The sequence below is a fragment of the Streptomyces rubradiris genome (genome assembly GCF_016860525.1).
Lineage (GTDB): Bacteria > Actinomycetota > Actinomycetes > Streptomycetales > Streptomycetaceae > Streptomyces > Streptomyces rubradiris.
Genome location: NZ_BNEA01000015.1, coordinates 2,967,298 through 2,982,768 on the forward strand (window position 1 = coordinate 2,967,298; position 15,471 = coordinate 2,982,768).

Here is a 15,471-nt window from a genome sequence, read left to right on the forward strand (position 1 = left end):
GAGGACGCGCGTGACCGCGGCCGGACGCGCGTGACGACTGGGGTTCCCTCCTCATGACTTCACGTGTTCACCGACAGGAGGGGGTTTCCGCCTCCCCTCCGACACCCCTGACGGAGGGCCGGACACCCCCTGGTGCTCGTGAGTCGGGCACTGTCCCCACAGCGCGAGACCCATTGACCCGAGCGCTACGCCGCTAACTATCTGCCATGGGCCGACTACCGACCACCGCTCGCAGATCTCAATTCAGTCACAGCTCGCGCGTAGACCTTCCAAAATCTGGACAAAGTGTTCGCCAGAAGAAGGCGCGAAACGGACTTGTTACATGGCTATCGGGCACCGATCACCGCATGTCGGACATCGGGCCCCGGAAAAAGGGTTGCGAAAAGCCCGGGTGCCCCCCATGGCGGGGGCACCCGGGCTCGGTACCCGGGAGATCAGCCGTGCTTGGCGCGGCTCGCGGCGCGGGCGCGGTCGCGCTGGTCGAGCACGACCTTGCGGATGCGAACGGCCTCCGGGGTCACCTCGACGCACTCGTCGTCGCGGCAGAACTCCAGCGACTGCTCCAGCGACAGCTTGCGCGGCGGCACGATCGACTCGGTCACATCGGCCGTCGAGGACCGCATGTTGGTGAGCTTCTTCTCCTTGGTGATGTTGACGTCCATGTCGTCGGAGCGAGAGTTCTCGCCGACGATCATGCCCTCGTACACCTCGGTGCCCGGCTCCACGAAGAGCACGCCGCGCTCCTGGAGGTTCGTCATCGCGAACGCGGTGACGGCACCGGAGCGGTCGGCGACCAGGGAGCCGTTGTTCCGGGTCTGCAGGGTGCCGAACCAGGGCTCGTGGCCCTCGTGGATGGAGTGGGCGATGCCGGTACCGCGGGTCTGGGTCAGGAACTCGGTGCGGAAGCCGATCAGACCGCGGGACGGCACGACGAACTCCATACGGACCCAGCCGGAGCCGTGGTTGGACATGTTGTCCATGCGGCCCTTGCGGACGCCCATGAGCTGCGTGACCGCGCCCATGTGCTCCTCGGGCACGTCGATCGTCATGCGCTCGACCGGCTCGTAGACCTTGCCGTCGACCTCCTTGGTGACGACCTGCGGCTTGCCGACGGTCAGCTCGTAACCCTCCCGGCGCATGGTCTCGACCAGGATGGCGAGCGCCAGCTCACCACGGCCCTGCACCTCCCAGGCGTCCGGGCGCTCGGTGTCGAGCACCCGGAGGCTGACGTTACCGATCAGCTCGCGGTCCAGGCGGTCCTTGACCTGGCGGGCGGTGACCTTGCGGTCCTTGACGGCCGCCTTGTTGTCGGCGCCCTTGCCGGTCGCGCCCCGGCCGACCAGCGGCGAGGTGTTGGTGCCGATCACCATGGAGATGGCCGGCTCGTCCACCGTGATCAGCGGCAGCGGAACCGGGTTCTCCGGGTCGGCCAGGGTCTCGCCGATCATGATGTCCGGGATGCCGGCGACCGCGCAGATGTCACCCGGGCCGGCCTTCTCGGCGGGCTTGCGGGTGAGCGCCTCGGTCATCATCAGCTCGGAGATCCGCACGTTCTGCACGGAGCCGTCGCGCTTGATCCAGGCCACGGTCTGGCCCTTGCGCAGCTCGCCCTGCTCGACCCGGAGCAGCGCGATGCGGCCGAGGAAGTTGTCGGCGTCCAGGTTGGTGACGTGCGCCTGGAGCGGAGCGTCCTCGTCGTAGGTGGGGGCCGGGATGTGCTCCAGGATCGTGGAGAAGAACGGCTCCAGGCTGGTGGAGTCGGCCGGGACCGTGCCGTTGTCCGGCTTGGTCAGCGAGGCGATGCCGTCACGGCCGCAGGCGTAGACGATCGGGAACTCGATCTGCTCCTCGTCCGCGTCCAGGTCGAGGAAGAGGTCGTAGGTCTCGTTGACGACCTCGTCGATCCGGGCGTCCGGGCGGTCCGTCTTGTTGATGCACAGGATGACGGGCAGCCGGGCCTGGAGCGCCTTGCGCAGCACGAAGCGGGTCTGCGGCAGCGGGCCCTCGGAGGCGTCGACGAGCAGGACGACACCGTCGACCATCGACAGACCGCGCTCGACCTCGCCGCCGAAGTCGGCGTGGCCGGGGGTGTCGATGATGTTGATGGTGATCGGGTCCCCGCCGTCCTTCGGGTGGTACTTGACCGCCGTGTTCTTGGCGAGGATCGTGATGCCCTTCTCACGCTCCAGGTCGTTCGAGTCCATCACCCGGTCGTCGACCTGGTCGAGCTGGTGGGCGGCGAAGGCACCGGCCTGCTTCAGCATGCCGTCGACGATGGTGGTCTTGCCGTGGTCGACGTGGGCGACGATGGCGACGTTGCGGATGTCGTGGCGCGTGGCCATATTGTGGCGTACTCCCGGAGTGTGCGGTCTGCCCTGCGCGTACGTCCGTGTCGCGCGGGCCCTGCCGGGCTGGACACGCCACGGCCTCACCCCATGGTACGTGGCCCCCGCCGAAGGGGCTCGCCCGGCCCGTCCTACCCCTTCTCCGGAGCGGGCGAGACCTTCGCCCCCTTCTTCAGGAAGCCCATGTCCTCGTAGACCGGAGTCTGGAACCCGAAGGCCCCCGCGTTCACGACGTTCCCGCGCACCCCCACCAGCTGCGGGCGCTGGTAGAGCGGGATGGAGCCGGCCGCCGCCCAGATCCGGGAGTCGGCCTTCTTGATCAGGTCCCGCGCCTCGTCCTCGTCCAGGGTGGTCGCGGCCTGCTCGAAGAGCTGATCCACCTGGTCGGTGCCGACCCGGGTGTAGTTCTGCTCGACGTTCACCGAGCCGTCCGCCGCGGGCAGCGGCTTGGCGTAGACGGGCCGGGCGTCGGTCGCCGGGAAGGCGGTGGCGGGCCAGGAGTACAGGGCGAGGTCGTAGTCCCCGGCGGCGATGTGGTCCTTGAAGTAGCTCTCGTCCGAGACCTTGGTGATCGTCGCGCGGATGCCGGCCTGCTCCAGCATCGCGCAGATCCGCTCGGCGACCGAGTTCAGGGTGTCCGAGCCGGGGCCGGAGGGCAGCACGAAGCGCAGCGCGAGCGGCTTGCCGTCCTTGGCGAGCGGTCCGGCCGGCGCGGCGGCCGGGGCGGCCGTGCCCTTGGGGGCGTAGGCGCCGGGGGCGCCGCCGGCCCGGCCCTCCCGGGCGAGGTGCGGGTCGGTGTGCTCGCGCTGGTCGCCCGCGGTCTTGTGGCGGTTGCCCTTGTCGTCCTCGCCGACGATGTACGCGCCGTCCTCGCCGCCCTCGGAGACGTCCTCGCCGTGCCGCTCGGAACCCGCCGCCTTCTCGGTCTTGTGCTGCTCCTTCAGCGGGCCGCCGCGCACCCAGCCGGCGTCGGCGAGCAGCGCCTGGACCTCCTTGGCGTCCGGGGCGCCGAGCGCGCCGCTGTTGTCGGCGTAGGCGGCCTGCCCGGACAGGGCCAGGTGGCTGCCGACGGGCACGGCGGGCAGCCCCAGCGGGGTGAGCACCAGCCGGGCCAGCTCCCCGCGGTCCAGGGCGCGGGCGACGGCCCGGCGCACCCGTTCGTCGGCCAGGGGACCGCCGGCGCCGTTGAGGGCGAGCTGGGTGTAGGCGGGCTCCAGCGACTTGCGGACCTCCACGTCCCGCAGCGCCTGCTGCTGCTCCAGGTAGCGGCCGATGGTCCGGCCGAGCCGGCCCCGGCCGGCGTCCTCCCCGGCGTCCAGGCCGTGGGCGAGCGCCCAGTCGCGCAGTTTCTTCACCGAGGTGCGGCCGCCGCCCTGGAGCGGGGTGCCGGTGCCCCCCGCGCGGTGCGCGAGCCCGATCCGCCGGGCGTCGGCGGGGTCGACCTCGGCCAGGTCCACGCTGCCGTCGGCGAGCGCGGCGGCCCGCTGGTCGCGGGGCACGGCGTGCAGCACGATCCGGTCCAGCTTGGCCGGCCTGCCCCACCAGCGGGGGTTGCGGGTGAGCACCACGTCCTTGTTCGCGGTGTCGACCTTCTCCACCCGGAACGGGCCGGCGGTGACCTTCAGCTTGCGGCGGGCGCCGTCGTTGAAGGCGTCCGGGGTGCCCATGACGTCCTTCGGGTACAGCGGGGAGAACAGCGACTTCCAGTCGGCGTAGGGGCGGGAGAAGGTGACCCGGACCTGGAGGTCGCTGTCGCCGCGCTCGATCTTGGCGATGCGCTCGTAGCCGGCGTTGCGGGCGGTCCAGTAGGCGCTGTTCCGGCCGGACAGGGCGCGCCACTGGGCGACGAAGTCGGCGGCGCCGATCTCCCGGCCGTCGCTCCACACGGCCTGCTGGTTCAGCTTGTACAGCACCACCTGGCGCGGCTCTGTCTCGATGACCTCGGCCGATTCCAGGTAGGCCGGGTTGGCCACCGGGCGGCCGTTCGCGTCGAGCCGGAACATCGAGGGCAGCACGGCCTGCGCGACCCGGCCGGTGCCGGCGTCGGCGTCGGCCTGGAAGGTGTTGAGCGTCTCCGGCAGGGCGTCCACGGCCCACTTCAGGGTGGAGCCCTCGGCGACCAGGCCCCGGGCGACCGGGGCGATGTCCTGCCCGGCGAGGGGGGCGGGGGGCTTCTCGTCCTCACCGCAGCCGGCGAGCAGCGGCACGGCGAGGGCGCCGGCGGTGAGGAAGGCGGCCGAGCGCAGGGCGCCGCGCCGAAGGGGCCGGGACGTGGTGCGGTGCGGCCGCGGGCGGATCGTGGCCGGCCGCGCGCCGGTGGGGCGCTGCCCCGCCGCGACCGCGTGGGGGGCGTCGCCGTCGTGGGACATTTCTGCTACCTCCGGGGAGCCACGGGCCTTATGCTCGCATTTGGCGGTATATGGAGCTGATCAGATCTATGCCGCCACTGAAGAGGAAAGGATCCGGCAACGGCGGGCGACACGGCGGCGACGGCCGGTAAGCCCACCCATGCGGCGCATACCGCCCGGGCGATGCACCCGTACGCCCCGGCCAATCGCCGCACATCCCTTCACAGCGGCAGGCCGAGGCGCAACACTCCAAGGCGCATGAACGTTGCCGCCCATGGCCCGCCGGTCCCCGTGGAAGCGAGGGCAAGTCATGTCCGTGCACGACGACATCACCGCCGTCCAGCGCTGTCTGGACGACCTCGACCGGTCGCTGAGCCGCCTGGAGCACCAGCTGGGCCGCGGCGGCCTGGAGATACGGCGGGTCCGGCTGGACGCCGCCCACCTGCGCGAGAGCGTGGCCCTGCTGCGGGAGACCGCCACCGCCCCGGCCGCGCCCCACCGGCCCGACCTCGTCACCATCTCCGACGCGCCCTACGACATCAGCCTGTGGACGGACTCGGACGACGAGGGCCTGGGCGCCCGCGACCGCCGCGCCCCCTGAACCCGCTACCGACCGGAGTCCCGACTTGGCCACTGGTACGGAATCCCCCCAGCAGCGCGGCGGCGTACGCACCGGTACACGCGCCGCGATCACCGTCCCGCACCTGCGGACCGACCGCTGGTGGCTGGCCCCCGCCTGCACCGCGGCCGGTCTGCTCGCCTTCGTCGTCTACTCGACCTGGCGGGCCTTCGCCGACGCGCACTACTACGCGGCGCCGTACGTCTCGCCGTTCTACTCGCCGTGCCTGGCGGAGAACTGCCGGGCCATGCGCGCCGGCCCCAACGCCGACCTGTTCGGCGCCTGGTGGGGCATCTCACCCGCGATCATCATCCTGATCTTCCCGCTCGGCTTCCGCCTGACCTGCTACTACTACCGCAAGGCGTACTACCGCGCCTTCTGGGCGTCCCCGCCCGCCTGCGCGGTGGCCGAGCCGCACCGGTCGTACACCGGCGAGACCCGCTTCCCGCTGATCCTGCAGAACGTCCACCGGTACTTCTTCTACGCCGCCCTGCTGGTGGCCGGGGTGCTCACCTACGACACCGTGCTGGCCTTCCGGGACGAGCACTACCGGTGGGGGCACATGGGCCTGGGCACCCTGGTGTTCCTGGCCAACATCGTGCTGATCTGGGCGTACACCCTCTCCTGCCACTCCTGCCGGCACATCGTCGGCGGCAAGCTCAAGCACTTCTCCAAGCACCCGGCGCGCTACCGGGCCTGGCAGTTCGTCGGGCGGCTCAACGCCCGCCACATGCAGCTGGCCTGGGCCTCGCTGCTGAGCGTGGCGCTCGCCGACTTCTACGTGTACCTGGTCGCGTCCGGTGTCTTCGACGATCCGAGGTTCTTCTGATGGCAGCGGTGGAACGGCAGCAGTGGGACGTCGTGGTCGTCGGTGCCGGCGGCGCCGGGCTGCGGGCCGCGATCGAGGCCCGCGAGCGGGGCGCCCGTACGGCCGTGATCTGCAAGTCGCTGTTCGGCAAGGCGCACACGGTGATGGCCGAGGGCGGCATCGCGGCGGCGATGGCCAACGCCAACGAGAACGACAGCTGGCAGGTCCACTTCCGCGACACCATGCGCGGCGGCAAGTTCCTGAACCAGTGGCGGATGGCCGAGCTGCACGCCCGGGAGGCCCCGGAGCGGGTGTGGGAGCTGGAGACCTGGGGGGCGCTGTTCGACCGGACCCGGGACGGGCGGATCTCCCAGCGCAACTTCGGCGGCCACGAGTACCCGCGGCTGGCGCACGTCGGTGACCGCACCGGGCTGGAGCTGATCCGCACCCTCCAGCAGAAGGTCGTCGCGCTCCAGCAGGAGGACCACCGGGAGACCGGCGACTACGAGTCCCGGCTGAAGGTCTTCCAGGAGTGCACGGTCACCCGCGTGCTCAAGGACGGCGAGCGCGTCTCGGGGGTCTTCGGCTACGAGCGCGAGACCGGCCGCTTCCTGGTGCTTCAGGCGCCGGCCGTGGTGCTGGCGACCGGCGGCATCGGCAAGTCCTTCAAGGTCACCTCCAACTCCTGGGAGTACACCGGGGACGGCCACGCGCTGGCGCTGCTGGCGGGCGCTCCCCTGGTGAACATGGAGTTCGTGCAGTTCCACCCGACCGGCATGGTCTGGCCGCCGTCGGTGAAGGGCATCCTGGTCACCGAGTCGGTGCGCGGGGACGGCGGGGTGCTCAGGAACTCCGAGGGCAAGCGGTTCATGTTCGACTACGTCCCGGACGTCTTCAAGGACAAGTACGCCGAGTCGGAGGAGGAGGCCGACCGGTGGTACGAGGACCCGGACCACAACCGCCGCCCGCCGGAACTGCTCCCCCGCGACGAGGTGGCCCGCGCGATCAACGCCGAGGTGAAGGCGGGCCGGGGCTCCCCGCACGGCGGGGTGTTCCTCGACGTCTCCACCCGGATGCCCGCCGAGGTGGTCCGGCGCCGGCTGCCGTCGATGTACCACCAGTTCAAGGAGCTGGCGGACGTCGACATCACGGCGGAGCCGATGGAGGTCGGGCCGACCTGCCACTACGTGATGGGCGGGGTCGCGGTCGACTCCGACACGGCGGCGGCGCGCGGGGTGCCGGGGCTGTACGCGGCCGGCGAGGTGGCGGGCGGCATGCACGGCTCCAACCGGCTGGGCGGCAACTCGCTGTCCGACCTGCTGGTGTTCGGCCGCCGCGCGGGCCGGCACGCGGCCGAGTACGCGCAGGGGCTCGCGGACCGGCGCCCGCCGGTGGACGAGGCCCAGGTGGACACGGCAGCGGCGGAGGCGCTGCGCCCGTTCGCCGCCGGGGCCGGCGGCTCCGCCGTGGAAGCCGGGGGTTCCGCCGGGGCCGACGGCTTTGCCGGGACCGGGGGTTCCGCCGGGGCCGGGGGCGAGGCGGGGGCGCCGGAGAACCCGTACACCCTGCACCAGGAACTCCAGCAGACCATGAACGACCTCGTCGGCATCATCCGCCGGGAGGACGAGATGGAGCAGGCCCTGCGCAGACTGGCCGAGCTGCGGGTACGGGCCCGCCGGGCCGGGGTGGAGGGCCACCGCCAGTTCAACCCCGGCTGGCACCTCGCCCTGGACCTCAGGAACATGCTGCTGGTCAGCGAGTGCGTGGCCCGGGCCGCGCTGGAGCGCACCGAGTCGCGCGGCGGGCACACCCGCGAGGACCACCCGGGGATGGACCGCTCCTGGCGCAACGTGAACCTGCTGTGCTCCCTTGCCGACCCCGCCGGCACCCTCGCGGCGGCCGACCCCGCGCGGGCGCAGATCCGGCTCGCCCGCGAGCGAACCGAACCCATCCGCCCGGACCTGCTCGCCCTCTTCGAGAAGGAGGAGCTGGTCAAGTACCTCGCCGAAGAGGAGCTGTACGAGTGAGCGGCTACGAGGCCCGTTTCAAGGTGTGGCGGGGCGACGCCGAGGGCGGCGGCCTGGAGGACTTCACCGTCGAGGTCAACGACGGCGAGGTGGTGCTGGACATCGTCCACCGGCTCCAGGCCACCCAGGCACCCGACCTGGCCGTGCGCTGGAACTGCAAGGCGGGCAAGTGCGGTTCCTGCTCGGCGGAGATCAACGGCCGCCCGCGGCTGATGTGCATGACCCGGATGTCGGTCTTCGACCGCGCCGAGACGATCACGATCACCCCGCTGCGCGCCTTCCCGGTGATCCGCGATCTGGTGACGGACGTCGGCTTCAACTACGAGAAGGCGCGGGAGGTCCCGGCCTTCGTGCCGCCGGCCGGGCTGGGGCCGGGCGAGTACCGCATGTTCCAGGAGGACGTGGACCGCTCGCAGGAGTTCCGCAAGTGCATCGAGTGCTTCCTGTGCCAGGACACCTGCCATGTGGTGCGCGACCACGAGGAGAACAAGCGCGCGTTCGCCGGCCCGCGCTTCCTGATGCGCGTCGCCGAGCTCGACATGCACCCGCTGGACGCGGCGGCCGGGGCCGGCCTGGACCGCGGGCGCGCCGCGCAGGACGAACACGGCCTGGGCTACTGCAACATCACCAAGTGCTGCACGGAGGTGTGCCCCGAGGGCATCAAGATCACCGACAACGCCCTGATCCCGCTGAAGGAGCGGGCCGTGGACCGCAAGTACGACCCGCTGGTGTGGCTGGGTTCGAAGATCAGGAGGCGGTCGGGGGCGTAGCCGCCCAGCCGTCCCGGTACGCCCGCCAGTCCGCCTCGGTGGCCGCGAAGTCGACGTAGAGGGCGACGCCGAAGCGGGCACGGTCGGCGTCGGTACGGCTCAGGCCGAGCCGGACCCCGCGCACGGCGGCCGGGACCGTCTCGGCGTGCGCCCAGTGGCCGAACCGGTTCTCGTGGTAGAAGGGCAGGCCCATCAGCAGGTCGGTGCCGTCCGGGGTGACTTCCAGGGCCAGGCTGGTCTGCTGGGCCACATAGCCGCCGTACAGGCTCTGCGACGGCTGCATGGTGTCGTACGACATGACGGCGATCTGGTCCACCCGGCGGGCCACCTGCCCGAAGTACGCCTGCGACCACCACTTGGGGTGGCCGGTGGTCGTGCCCCAGAAGGAGTGGAAGGCGGGCAGCGGGTCGATCTGGTGGGCGGCGACGGACAGCACCGCGCCCCGGGCGTGGGTGAGGTCGCGCAGGTCGTCGAGGAGGGCGAGGTAGTTCCGGTCGCCGGAGTGCAGGGGTTCCAGGTCGAAGTGCGCGCCCTGGAACCCGGCGTCGAGGACGGCCCGGGTGGAGGCGAGGATCGCGGTCCGGGTGGCCGCGCGTTCCAGGCGCAGTCCGTCGGGGGTCTCGGTGGCCAGCACGTCGCCGAGCCATGCCTGCACCCGGACGCCGGGGATTTCCCGGTGCACGGCCGCGGTGAACCAGCGGGCCTTCCGGTACGCCGACGCGGGCAGGGTGCCGTCGTGCTCCAGAGGGCCGGAGTGGACGTAAAGGTCCCGGATACCGGTGTCGCGCAGCCGCCGCGCGAGGTCCCGCACGTCCCGCTCGGTCTTCCGCCCGTCCACCCAGGCATGCCCCAGCCAGAGGGCGTCCCGGCCCCGGGTACGGGTGCCGGGCGCCGGATCACCGGTGTAGTTGACCCACAGCGCGCTCTCGGCGGTGAGCAACGGCACCAGGAGGAGGGCGAGCAGGGCCCCCAGGAGACGACGAAGGATGCGGCGCTTGCGGGGGCGGGAGGGGGAGGCGGGTGGGGTGTCTTGGGCCGGTGGGGTCGGGGGGATGGCGGCCGGGTCGGAGGCGGGGTCGGGGTCGGGGTCCGAAGCGGTGTCCGGGGTGGGCTTGGGGGCCCGGGCGGGGTCGGAGGGCGGGCCGGAGGCCGAGGCGGGCTCGGGCTGGGAGTCCGGGTCAGGGCCGGACCCAGGCGCCTGGGCACGCTTCAGGTCCGAGTCGGGGCCGGAGGCCGAGGCGGGGACCGCGTCCGGGGTGGGCTTCGGCTGTGGGGGCGGGGGCGGGGTGGTCGTGCCGGTGTGGTCCGTGTTCGGGCCGGGCGGTCGGCTTTCGGGGGCTTGCGCGGCGGGCGCGGGTTTCTGCCCGGCCGGGTTCTCGTCCGCGTGGCCGTCGTCGCCCCGGGCCTCGTTCATTCGTCTCTCGCCCATTCCGCCCCCTCGTGTGGCCGGTCCCCCGCCCGTATCCGCCCCGCTCGCCGGGCCCCCGAGCCGCCCATACGCTCCGAAAGGTGACGTCCTTCCTGATCCGGGGCCGGCCCCGGCGTGCCACGGCGCACATACGGGTACGGGTGGCGCATGCCCTGCTGGGCTTCCTGACGGGGACCGTATGGCTGGTGTTGCCGCTGATGACGGTCCAGGCCCCCGGTCCGGTTCCCGCGGCTCACGCCCGCACTACGGCGCGCTCCGCCCCGTCGCGGCCGGAGGAGACGCCGACCGCCGACCTCGTACTGCCGCTCGTCGCCGGGGTCGCGGCCGTGGCCCTCGCCGGGTACGGCCGGCTGCGGCGCGCCCGGCGGGCCCGCACCCGGACGACTCCGGGGACCGCGCGCCCGTCCGCGCCCGCCCCGCGGAACACCTGACGGCAGGACCGGGCGGCGCCGCGCGGAAGCCGGCCGAGCCGGTCGTCCGGGCCCACGGCACGCCGTACGCCGACGCGGTCGCGGGCCCCGGTGTCCTACGGCGGCCCGCGCGTGACCGCCCGGCACCGGACGCCAGGGGGGTGGCGCCCCGGCCGCCCGCGGGCGGCCGGGGCGCAGGCGGTGTCAGAACAGGCTCAGCAGGGCCTCCGCCGGGTCGGTGAGGCCGCCCTCTCCGCCGGGCAACGGCAGCTCGAACCACACCGTCTTGCCGCGCGGCGTCCGCCGTGAGCCCCACGCCGCGCTGAGCAGCCCGACCAGTTGCAGGCCCCGTCCCCCCTCGTCGGTGTCCCGGGCGCGTCTCCGGCGCGGCTGGACCAGGCCGGAGTCCCAGACCTCGCACACCAGCGTGCGGTCCAGCAGCAGCCGTAGCCGTATCTCCCCCTCGCCGTACCGCAGGGCGTTCGTCACCAGCTCGCTGACCAGCAGCTCGGTCGTGTCGATCAGCGGCTCCAGGTCCCAGGACTGCAGCCGGTTCCGGGCGTACTCGCGGGCCCGGCCCACGCTGCGCGGCTCGCGGGGCAGCGTCCAGTCCCCGACGGAGTCCGCGGGCAGCCCCTGCACCCGGGCCATCAGCAGGGCGATGTCGTCCTCGCCGTGGTGGGTGTCCAGGGTGCTGAGGACGTGGTCGCAGACGTCCTCCAGCGGTCGGCAGGGATCGGTGAGCGCTCCGATGAACGCCTGGAGGCCCTCGTCCAGCGGATGGTCCCGGGACTCGACCAGGCCGTCCGTGTACAGGGCGAGCAGCGCGCCCTCCGGCAGTTCGACCTCGACCTCCTCGAACGGCTCGCCGCCCACGCCGAGCGGCATGCCCGGCGGCACGTCGAGCATCAGCGCCGGCTCGCCGGGCTCGACCAGCACCGGCGGCAGATGGCCCGCGTTGGCGAACGTACATCGTCTGGTGACGGAGTCGTAGACGGCGTAGACGCAGGTCGCGAGGTACACCTCGGACAGGTCGGCGTCCCGGGGCTGCCGGGCCGTGCGGGTGGCCTGCTGGACCCCGCCCGGCGTGCCGAGGCCGCGGGCGATCTCGTCCAGCGCGGAGAGCACTTCCGCCGGTTCCAGGTCCAGCAGCGCCAGGGTGCGTACGGCGGTGCGCAGTTCGCCCATCGCGACGGCCGCCCGCAGGCCCCGGCCCATCACGTCGCCGACGACCAGCGCCGTGCGGTGGCCGGGCAGTTCGATGACGTCGAACCAGTCGCCGCCCACCTCGGTGGCCGCGTTGCCGGGCAGGTAGCGGCAGGCGATGTCCAGGCCGGACGCCTCGGGGTCGCCGGGCGGGAGCAGGGACCGTTGCAGTATCAGCGCCCGTTCGTGTTCCCGGCGGTACAGGCGCGCGTTGTCGATGCAGACGGCGGCGCGCGCGGCCAGTTCGACGGCGAGGTCCCGGTCCCGGTCGCCGAACGGCTCGCTGCCCTTGGTGCGGGCGAACTGGGCGAGTCCGACGACCGTGTCGTGGGCGACCATCGGCACGGCCAGCGTGGACTGCACCAGGCCCCCCTCCTCGGCGGGCACCCGCTGCGGGCGGGCGGTGCGCAGGGCCTCGGCGCAGGGCGAGTGGAACGGGAAGTGGTGGACCGCGCCGACGTCGACGGGCTTCCCCGCGCTGCTGAAGGGGGCGCCGGAGACGGCGCTGGCGAAGGCGACGCGGCGCAGTTCCGCGCTGCCGTCGGCGTGGCCGGGCGGGGTCTCGTCGCCGGCCAGCAGGCCCTGGTAGAGGTCGACGGTGGCCAGGTCGCAGAAGCCGGGGACGACCACGTCGAGGAGTTCCCGGGCGGTGGTCTCCAGGTCCAGGGAGTTGCCGATGCGGGCGCCGGCCTCGTTGAGCAGCGCGAGGTTGCGGCGGGCGGCGGCGGCCTCGCGGGCGGCGGCCCGGCGGGCGGTGATGTCCGTGCCGAGCCAGGCGACGCCGATGGGCCGGCCGCTGCCGCTGTGCACGCGGTAGAGGTTGATGGACCAGTGCCGGCGTTCCTCGGAGCCGGGCACGTACCCGGTGACGTGCATGTCGGTGATCGACTCGCCGGTCTCCAGCACCCGCCGCAGGGTGGCCGAGACCCGCTCGGCCTCGGGGCGCGGCAGATAGTCGTGCACGCCCTTGCCGCGGTGGTCGTCGGGGGTGCCGCCGAAGATGGAGGCGAAGCGCTCGTTGGCGCGGCGGACCCGCAGGTCGGTGTCGATCAGCAGGAAACCGAAGGGCGACTGGCCGAATATCGCCTGCGAGGCGGCGAGGTCGGTCTCGATGCTGCGCAGGGTGCGCACGTCCACGACGATGCAGACGGCGGCCTTCTCGCCCTCGGCGGTGCGCGTCGGCATGACGTATACCTCGGCCAGGCCCTCCTCGCCGCGGGTGCCGTCCGGCCGGTCCGGCATCCGGAACGGCACCACTCCGGTCCACTCGCGCCCGTCGAGGATTTCGGCCATCTTCCGCTGGCCGCGCTCGCGCAGGTCGGGATCGACGAATGCCTCTATGGGGTCCATGCCGACGGCGCGGTCGGCGGGGATGCCGAACAGCTGCTCGGCGCGCAGGCTCCACTGGTCGACGAGGCCGCCGGGGCTGATGGAGAAGGACGCCACCCGGATGTAGTCGTAGATGGAACCGGGCGGACTGCTCTGCCACATGGCGTCGCCGGCCGCCGCCTCTGCCTGTGCGGCCTGACTCCTCGCGCCGTCCGACGGGTCCTCGGACTCCGTGGCCTTCGCTGGTATCTCGCTCACGCGAACCGTCCCCTCCAGCTCACCGCGTCCGGCACCGGTCACCGGGGGCGGCTGCCCGCAGTATCCAGCACTACGGCGCCTCAGGACACGGTGTTCACGATCACAGGTCGGTCCAGATGTTTTTCGGACCGGTCCGTGACAACACTTCCACTCTTCTAACCAGGGAACACACCGCCGAACCACAGGCCGCCGAACCACGTGCGCCCCCGGCGCGCGCGTCGTACGGCACGTCGACGGCCGTACACCCCCGTGCCCCGTGGGTGCCCCGGCTACCCGGGTACCGCCAGCTCGAACCAGACCGTCTTTCCCTTCGCCCCGGGCCGGGTGCCCCAGCGGCGGGAGGAGCCGGCGACCAGCTGGAGGCCGCGTCCGCTCTCGTCCTCGGGCTGGGCGGCGCGTTCCCGCGGCGGGTCGGGGAGCGGGTCGGAGACCTCCACCCGCAGGGCGTCGCCGAGTGCGGCGGGGCGCAGCAGCCGTACGCCGATGGGGCCGGTGGCGTGCCGCAGCGAGTTGGTGACCAGCTCGCTGACGAGCAGCGCCGCGAGGTCGGCGACGGAGTCCAGGTCCCAGCCGTGCAACTGGCCCCGGACCACCGCGCGGGCGGAGCGCACGGCGCCCGGCTCCGCGGGAAAGGTCCACTCGGCGCAGCCGCCATCGGTGTCGATCACGCCGATCACTTCCCAGGCCAGCGGAGCCCACCATGTCCGGTTTCGTGGGGTTAATGGGGACATACCCGATATCCAGCGGGCGGTACCGCAAGGGACGGCGCACTGTGGCACGAACGGCGTACGGGGTGCTCCATGGGGCGCGGAGGTCTGGGGGTGGGTGGGCACAGGGGTCACAGAAATCCCGAAAGCCGGGCGGGCCCGGAGGTCACGGGGCCCCACGGACCCGCCCGGACGGAAAGACCGCGGGAAACCAGGGGCCGGCTCGGACGCGGAGCCCGCGGATACCCCGAAAGCCAGGTGGGTCCGCGAGCCCCGGGAGCCCGGAGGCCGGGGCGGGGCGCGGTCGTCCGCTTCGTCAGGAAGGGGCGTGACTCTCGTTCGTCAGGAGCCGGCGTGGCTCTCGCTCCAGCGGGCGGCGACCTCGCGTACCGCCGGGACGTCCTGGTCCAGCCAGTCGACCTCCCAGAGCCGGTCCGGGGTGAGCCAGCGCAGCTCGTCGTGGTCCTGGAGGGGCCGAGGCGCGGGCGAGCCGGGACGCAGGCGGACGGTCCACACCTTCAGGACGTACGGCGTGCGCAGCGGCCACTGCCCCGGCACCCGTTCGACCGGCTCGGCGTCGACGCCCAGCTCCTCGCGCAGCTCGCGCACCAAGGCGTCCTCGGGCCGCTCACCGGGCTCGACCTTGCCGCCGGGCAGCTCCCAGCGCCCGGCCAGGTCGGCGGGCGCACTGCGGCGCGCGGCGAGCAGCCGGCCGCCGTCGAACAGGGCGGCTCCCACCACCACGATCGGTTCCACCTGGGCAGTCGTGCGCGTCATGGAGGGGAGCCTACGGGAGCGCGCGCCCGGTCAGTTCTGCGCGCCGTCCCCGTTCTGGCCGATGCGCTCCACCCAGTACAGCTGTTCCCGGCCCTGGCCGCCGAGGCTGTCGGCGGTCTTCTGCGCCTCCGCGCGCGTCGCGTACCGGCCGACCCGGTAGCGATTGCCGTTGTCGTCCTGCCGTATCACGATCCAGGGCAGGGAAACCGCCCCCTCACTCATCGCCCCCACCGCCCGTGCCCCTTCCCGCACCGTTCCACCCGCCTTCCGCGGACAAGGAAACCGCACTCCGCATATGCCCGAGCGTACGCCCTACCTTTACGCTGCGCATACGGCTTTTCACAAAGAGGTACGCAACCAGCCAGAACGTCAGGGGGCGCGTACGACCGAACGCGCCGCCGGAGATGCCACCGCCCCGGCTCGCGGCTCCGCCGGGCC

Annotated in this window: 12 protein-coding genes; 5 read left to right on the forward strand and 7 right to left on the reverse strand. The window is 72.8% G+C overall.

Translation table 11 applies throughout. From position 1 onward, the window contains the following. Window positions 1-434 precede the first annotated feature (434 nt). The gene (gene typA / locus Srubr_RS26220) at window positions 435-2,342 is read right to left on the reverse strand and encodes a translational GTPase TypA (protein ID WP_189997408.1); all 1,908 of its coding nucleotides are present in this window, start codon (window positions 2,340-2,342) and stop codon (window positions 435-437) included. Between the two features lie 134 nt (window positions 2,343-2,476). Then, a complete protein-coding gene (locus tag Srubr_RS26225; RefSeq protein WP_189997409.1) occupies window positions 2,477-4,714 on the reverse strand; it encodes an ABC transporter family substrate-binding protein in 2,238 nt (745 codons plus the stop codon). A 289-nt stretch (window positions 4,715-5,003) separates the two neighbouring features. On the opposite strand from Srubr_RS26225, the gene Srubr_RS26230 reads away from it, so the two are divergent. Genes Srubr_RS26230 through Srubr_RS26245 form a run of 4 tightly spaced genes read left to right on the forward strand, consistent with a single transcriptional unit; the run spans window position 5,004 to window position 8,917 of the window. Continuing rightward, window positions 5,004-5,294 carry a hypothetical protein gene (locus tag Srubr_RS26230; protein ID WP_189997410.1) on the forward strand — a complete coding sequence of 97 codons (291 nt, stop codon included), beginning with the start codon at window positions 5,004-5,006 and terminating at the stop codon, window positions 5,292-5,294. 25 nt (window positions 5,295-5,319) lie between these two features. After that, entirely contained in the window at window positions 5,320-6,141 is an 822-nt protein-coding gene (locus tag Srubr_RS26235) for a hypothetical protein (RefSeq protein WP_189997411.1), read from the forward strand. Beyond that, on the forward strand, window positions 6,141-8,147 hold the full coding sequence (locus tag Srubr_RS26240; protein ID WP_189997412.1) for a fumarate reductase/succinate dehydrogenase flavoprotein subunit: 2,007 nt from the start codon (window positions 6,141-6,143) through the stop codon (window positions 8,145-8,147). Before Srubr_RS26235 ends, Srubr_RS26240 begins: the two co-directional genes overlap by 1 nt. Next, window positions 8,144-8,917 carry a succinate dehydrogenase/fumarate reductase iron-sulfur subunit gene (locus Srubr_RS26245; RefSeq protein WP_189997413.1) on the forward strand — a complete coding sequence of 258 codons (774 nt, stop codon included), beginning with the start codon at window positions 8,144-8,146 and terminating at the stop codon, window positions 8,915-8,917. The genes Srubr_RS26240 and Srubr_RS26245 overlap by 4 nt, the downstream gene beginning before the upstream one ends. Here Srubr_RS26245 and Srubr_RS26250 read toward each other — a convergent pair. Next, complete coding sequence (locus Srubr_RS26250) at window positions 8,895-10,331, reverse strand: glycoside hydrolase family 18 protein (RefSeq protein WP_373313588.1); 1,437 nt, start codon at window positions 10,329-10,331, stop codon at window positions 8,895-8,897. The two genes, Srubr_RS26245 and Srubr_RS26250, sit on opposite strands and share 23 nt — an antisense overlap. Window positions 10,332-10,426: 95 nt before the next feature. Here Srubr_RS26250 and Srubr_RS26255 point away from each other — a divergent pair, with 95 nt between their 5' ends. Beyond that, the gene (locus tag Srubr_RS26255) at window positions 10,427-10,777 is read left to right on the forward strand and encodes a hypothetical protein (protein WP_189997414.1); all 351 of its coding nucleotides are present in this window, start codon (window positions 10,427-10,429) and stop codon (window positions 10,775-10,777) included. 183 nt (window positions 10,778-10,960) lie between these two features. On the opposite strand, the gene Srubr_RS26260 is transcribed toward Srubr_RS26255, so the two are convergent. The 4 genes from Srubr_RS26260 to Srubr_RS26275 form a co-directional block, all read right to left on the reverse strand. Then, complete coding sequence (locus Srubr_RS26260) at window positions 10,961-13,549, reverse strand: SpoIIE family protein phosphatase (protein ID WP_189997415.1); 2,589 nt, start codon at window positions 13,547-13,549, stop codon at window positions 10,961-10,963. 269 nt (window positions 13,550-13,818) lie between these two features. Continuing rightward, complete coding sequence (locus Srubr_RS26265) at window positions 13,819-14,280, reverse strand: ATP-binding protein (RefSeq protein WP_189997416.1); 462 nt, start codon at window positions 14,278-14,280, stop codon at window positions 13,819-13,821. Window positions 14,281-14,598: 318 nt separating this feature from the next. Then, the gene (locus Srubr_RS26270) at window positions 14,599-15,033 is read right to left on the reverse strand and encodes a (deoxy)nucleoside triphosphate pyrophosphohydrolase (RefSeq protein WP_189997417.1); all 435 of its coding nucleotides are present in this window, start codon (window positions 15,031-15,033) and stop codon (window positions 14,599-14,601) included. A 30-nt stretch (window positions 15,034-15,063) separates the two neighbouring features. Then, the gene (locus tag Srubr_RS26275) at window positions 15,064-15,255 is read right to left on the reverse strand and encodes an SPOR domain-containing protein (RefSeq protein WP_189997418.1); all 192 of its coding nucleotides are present in this window, start codon (window positions 15,253-15,255) and stop codon (window positions 15,064-15,066) included. Window positions 15,256-15,471 lie beyond the last annotated feature (216 nt).

What these genes read in the sequence shown, in the direction of transcription:
- typA (WP_189997408.1), bottom strand. Translation starts at nt 2,342, where the DNA reads ATGGCCACGCGCCACGACATCCGCAACGTCGCCATCGTCGCCCACGTC.
- Srubr_RS26270 (WP_189997417.1), bottom strand. Translation starts at nt 15,033, where the DNA reads ATGACGCGCACGACTGCCCAGGTGGAACCGATCGTGGTGGTGGGAGCC.
- Srubr_RS26230 (WP_189997410.1), top strand. Translation starts at nt 5,004, where the DNA reads ATGTCCGTGCACGACGACATCACCGCCGTCCAGCGCTGTCTGGACGAC.
- Srubr_RS26265 (WP_189997416.1), bottom strand. Translation starts at nt 14,280, where the DNA reads ATGTCCCCATTAACCCCACGAAACCGGACATGGTGGGCTCCGCTGGCC.
- Srubr_RS26225 (WP_189997409.1), bottom strand. Translation starts at nt 4,714, where the DNA reads ATGTCCCACGACGGCGACGCCCCCCACGCGGTCGCGGCGGGGCAGCGC.
- Srubr_RS26240 (WP_189997412.1), top strand. Translation starts at nt 6,141, where the DNA reads ATGGCAGCGGTGGAACGGCAGCAGTGGGACGTCGTGGTCGTCGGTGCC.
- Srubr_RS26275 (WP_189997418.1), bottom strand. Translation starts at nt 15,255, where the DNA reads ATGAGTGAGGGGGCGGTTTCCCTGCCCTGGATCGTGATACGGCAGGAC.
- Srubr_RS26250 (WP_373313588.1), bottom strand. Translation starts at nt 10,331, where the DNA reads ATGAACGAGGCCCGGGGCGACGACGGCCACGCGGACGAGAACCCGGCC.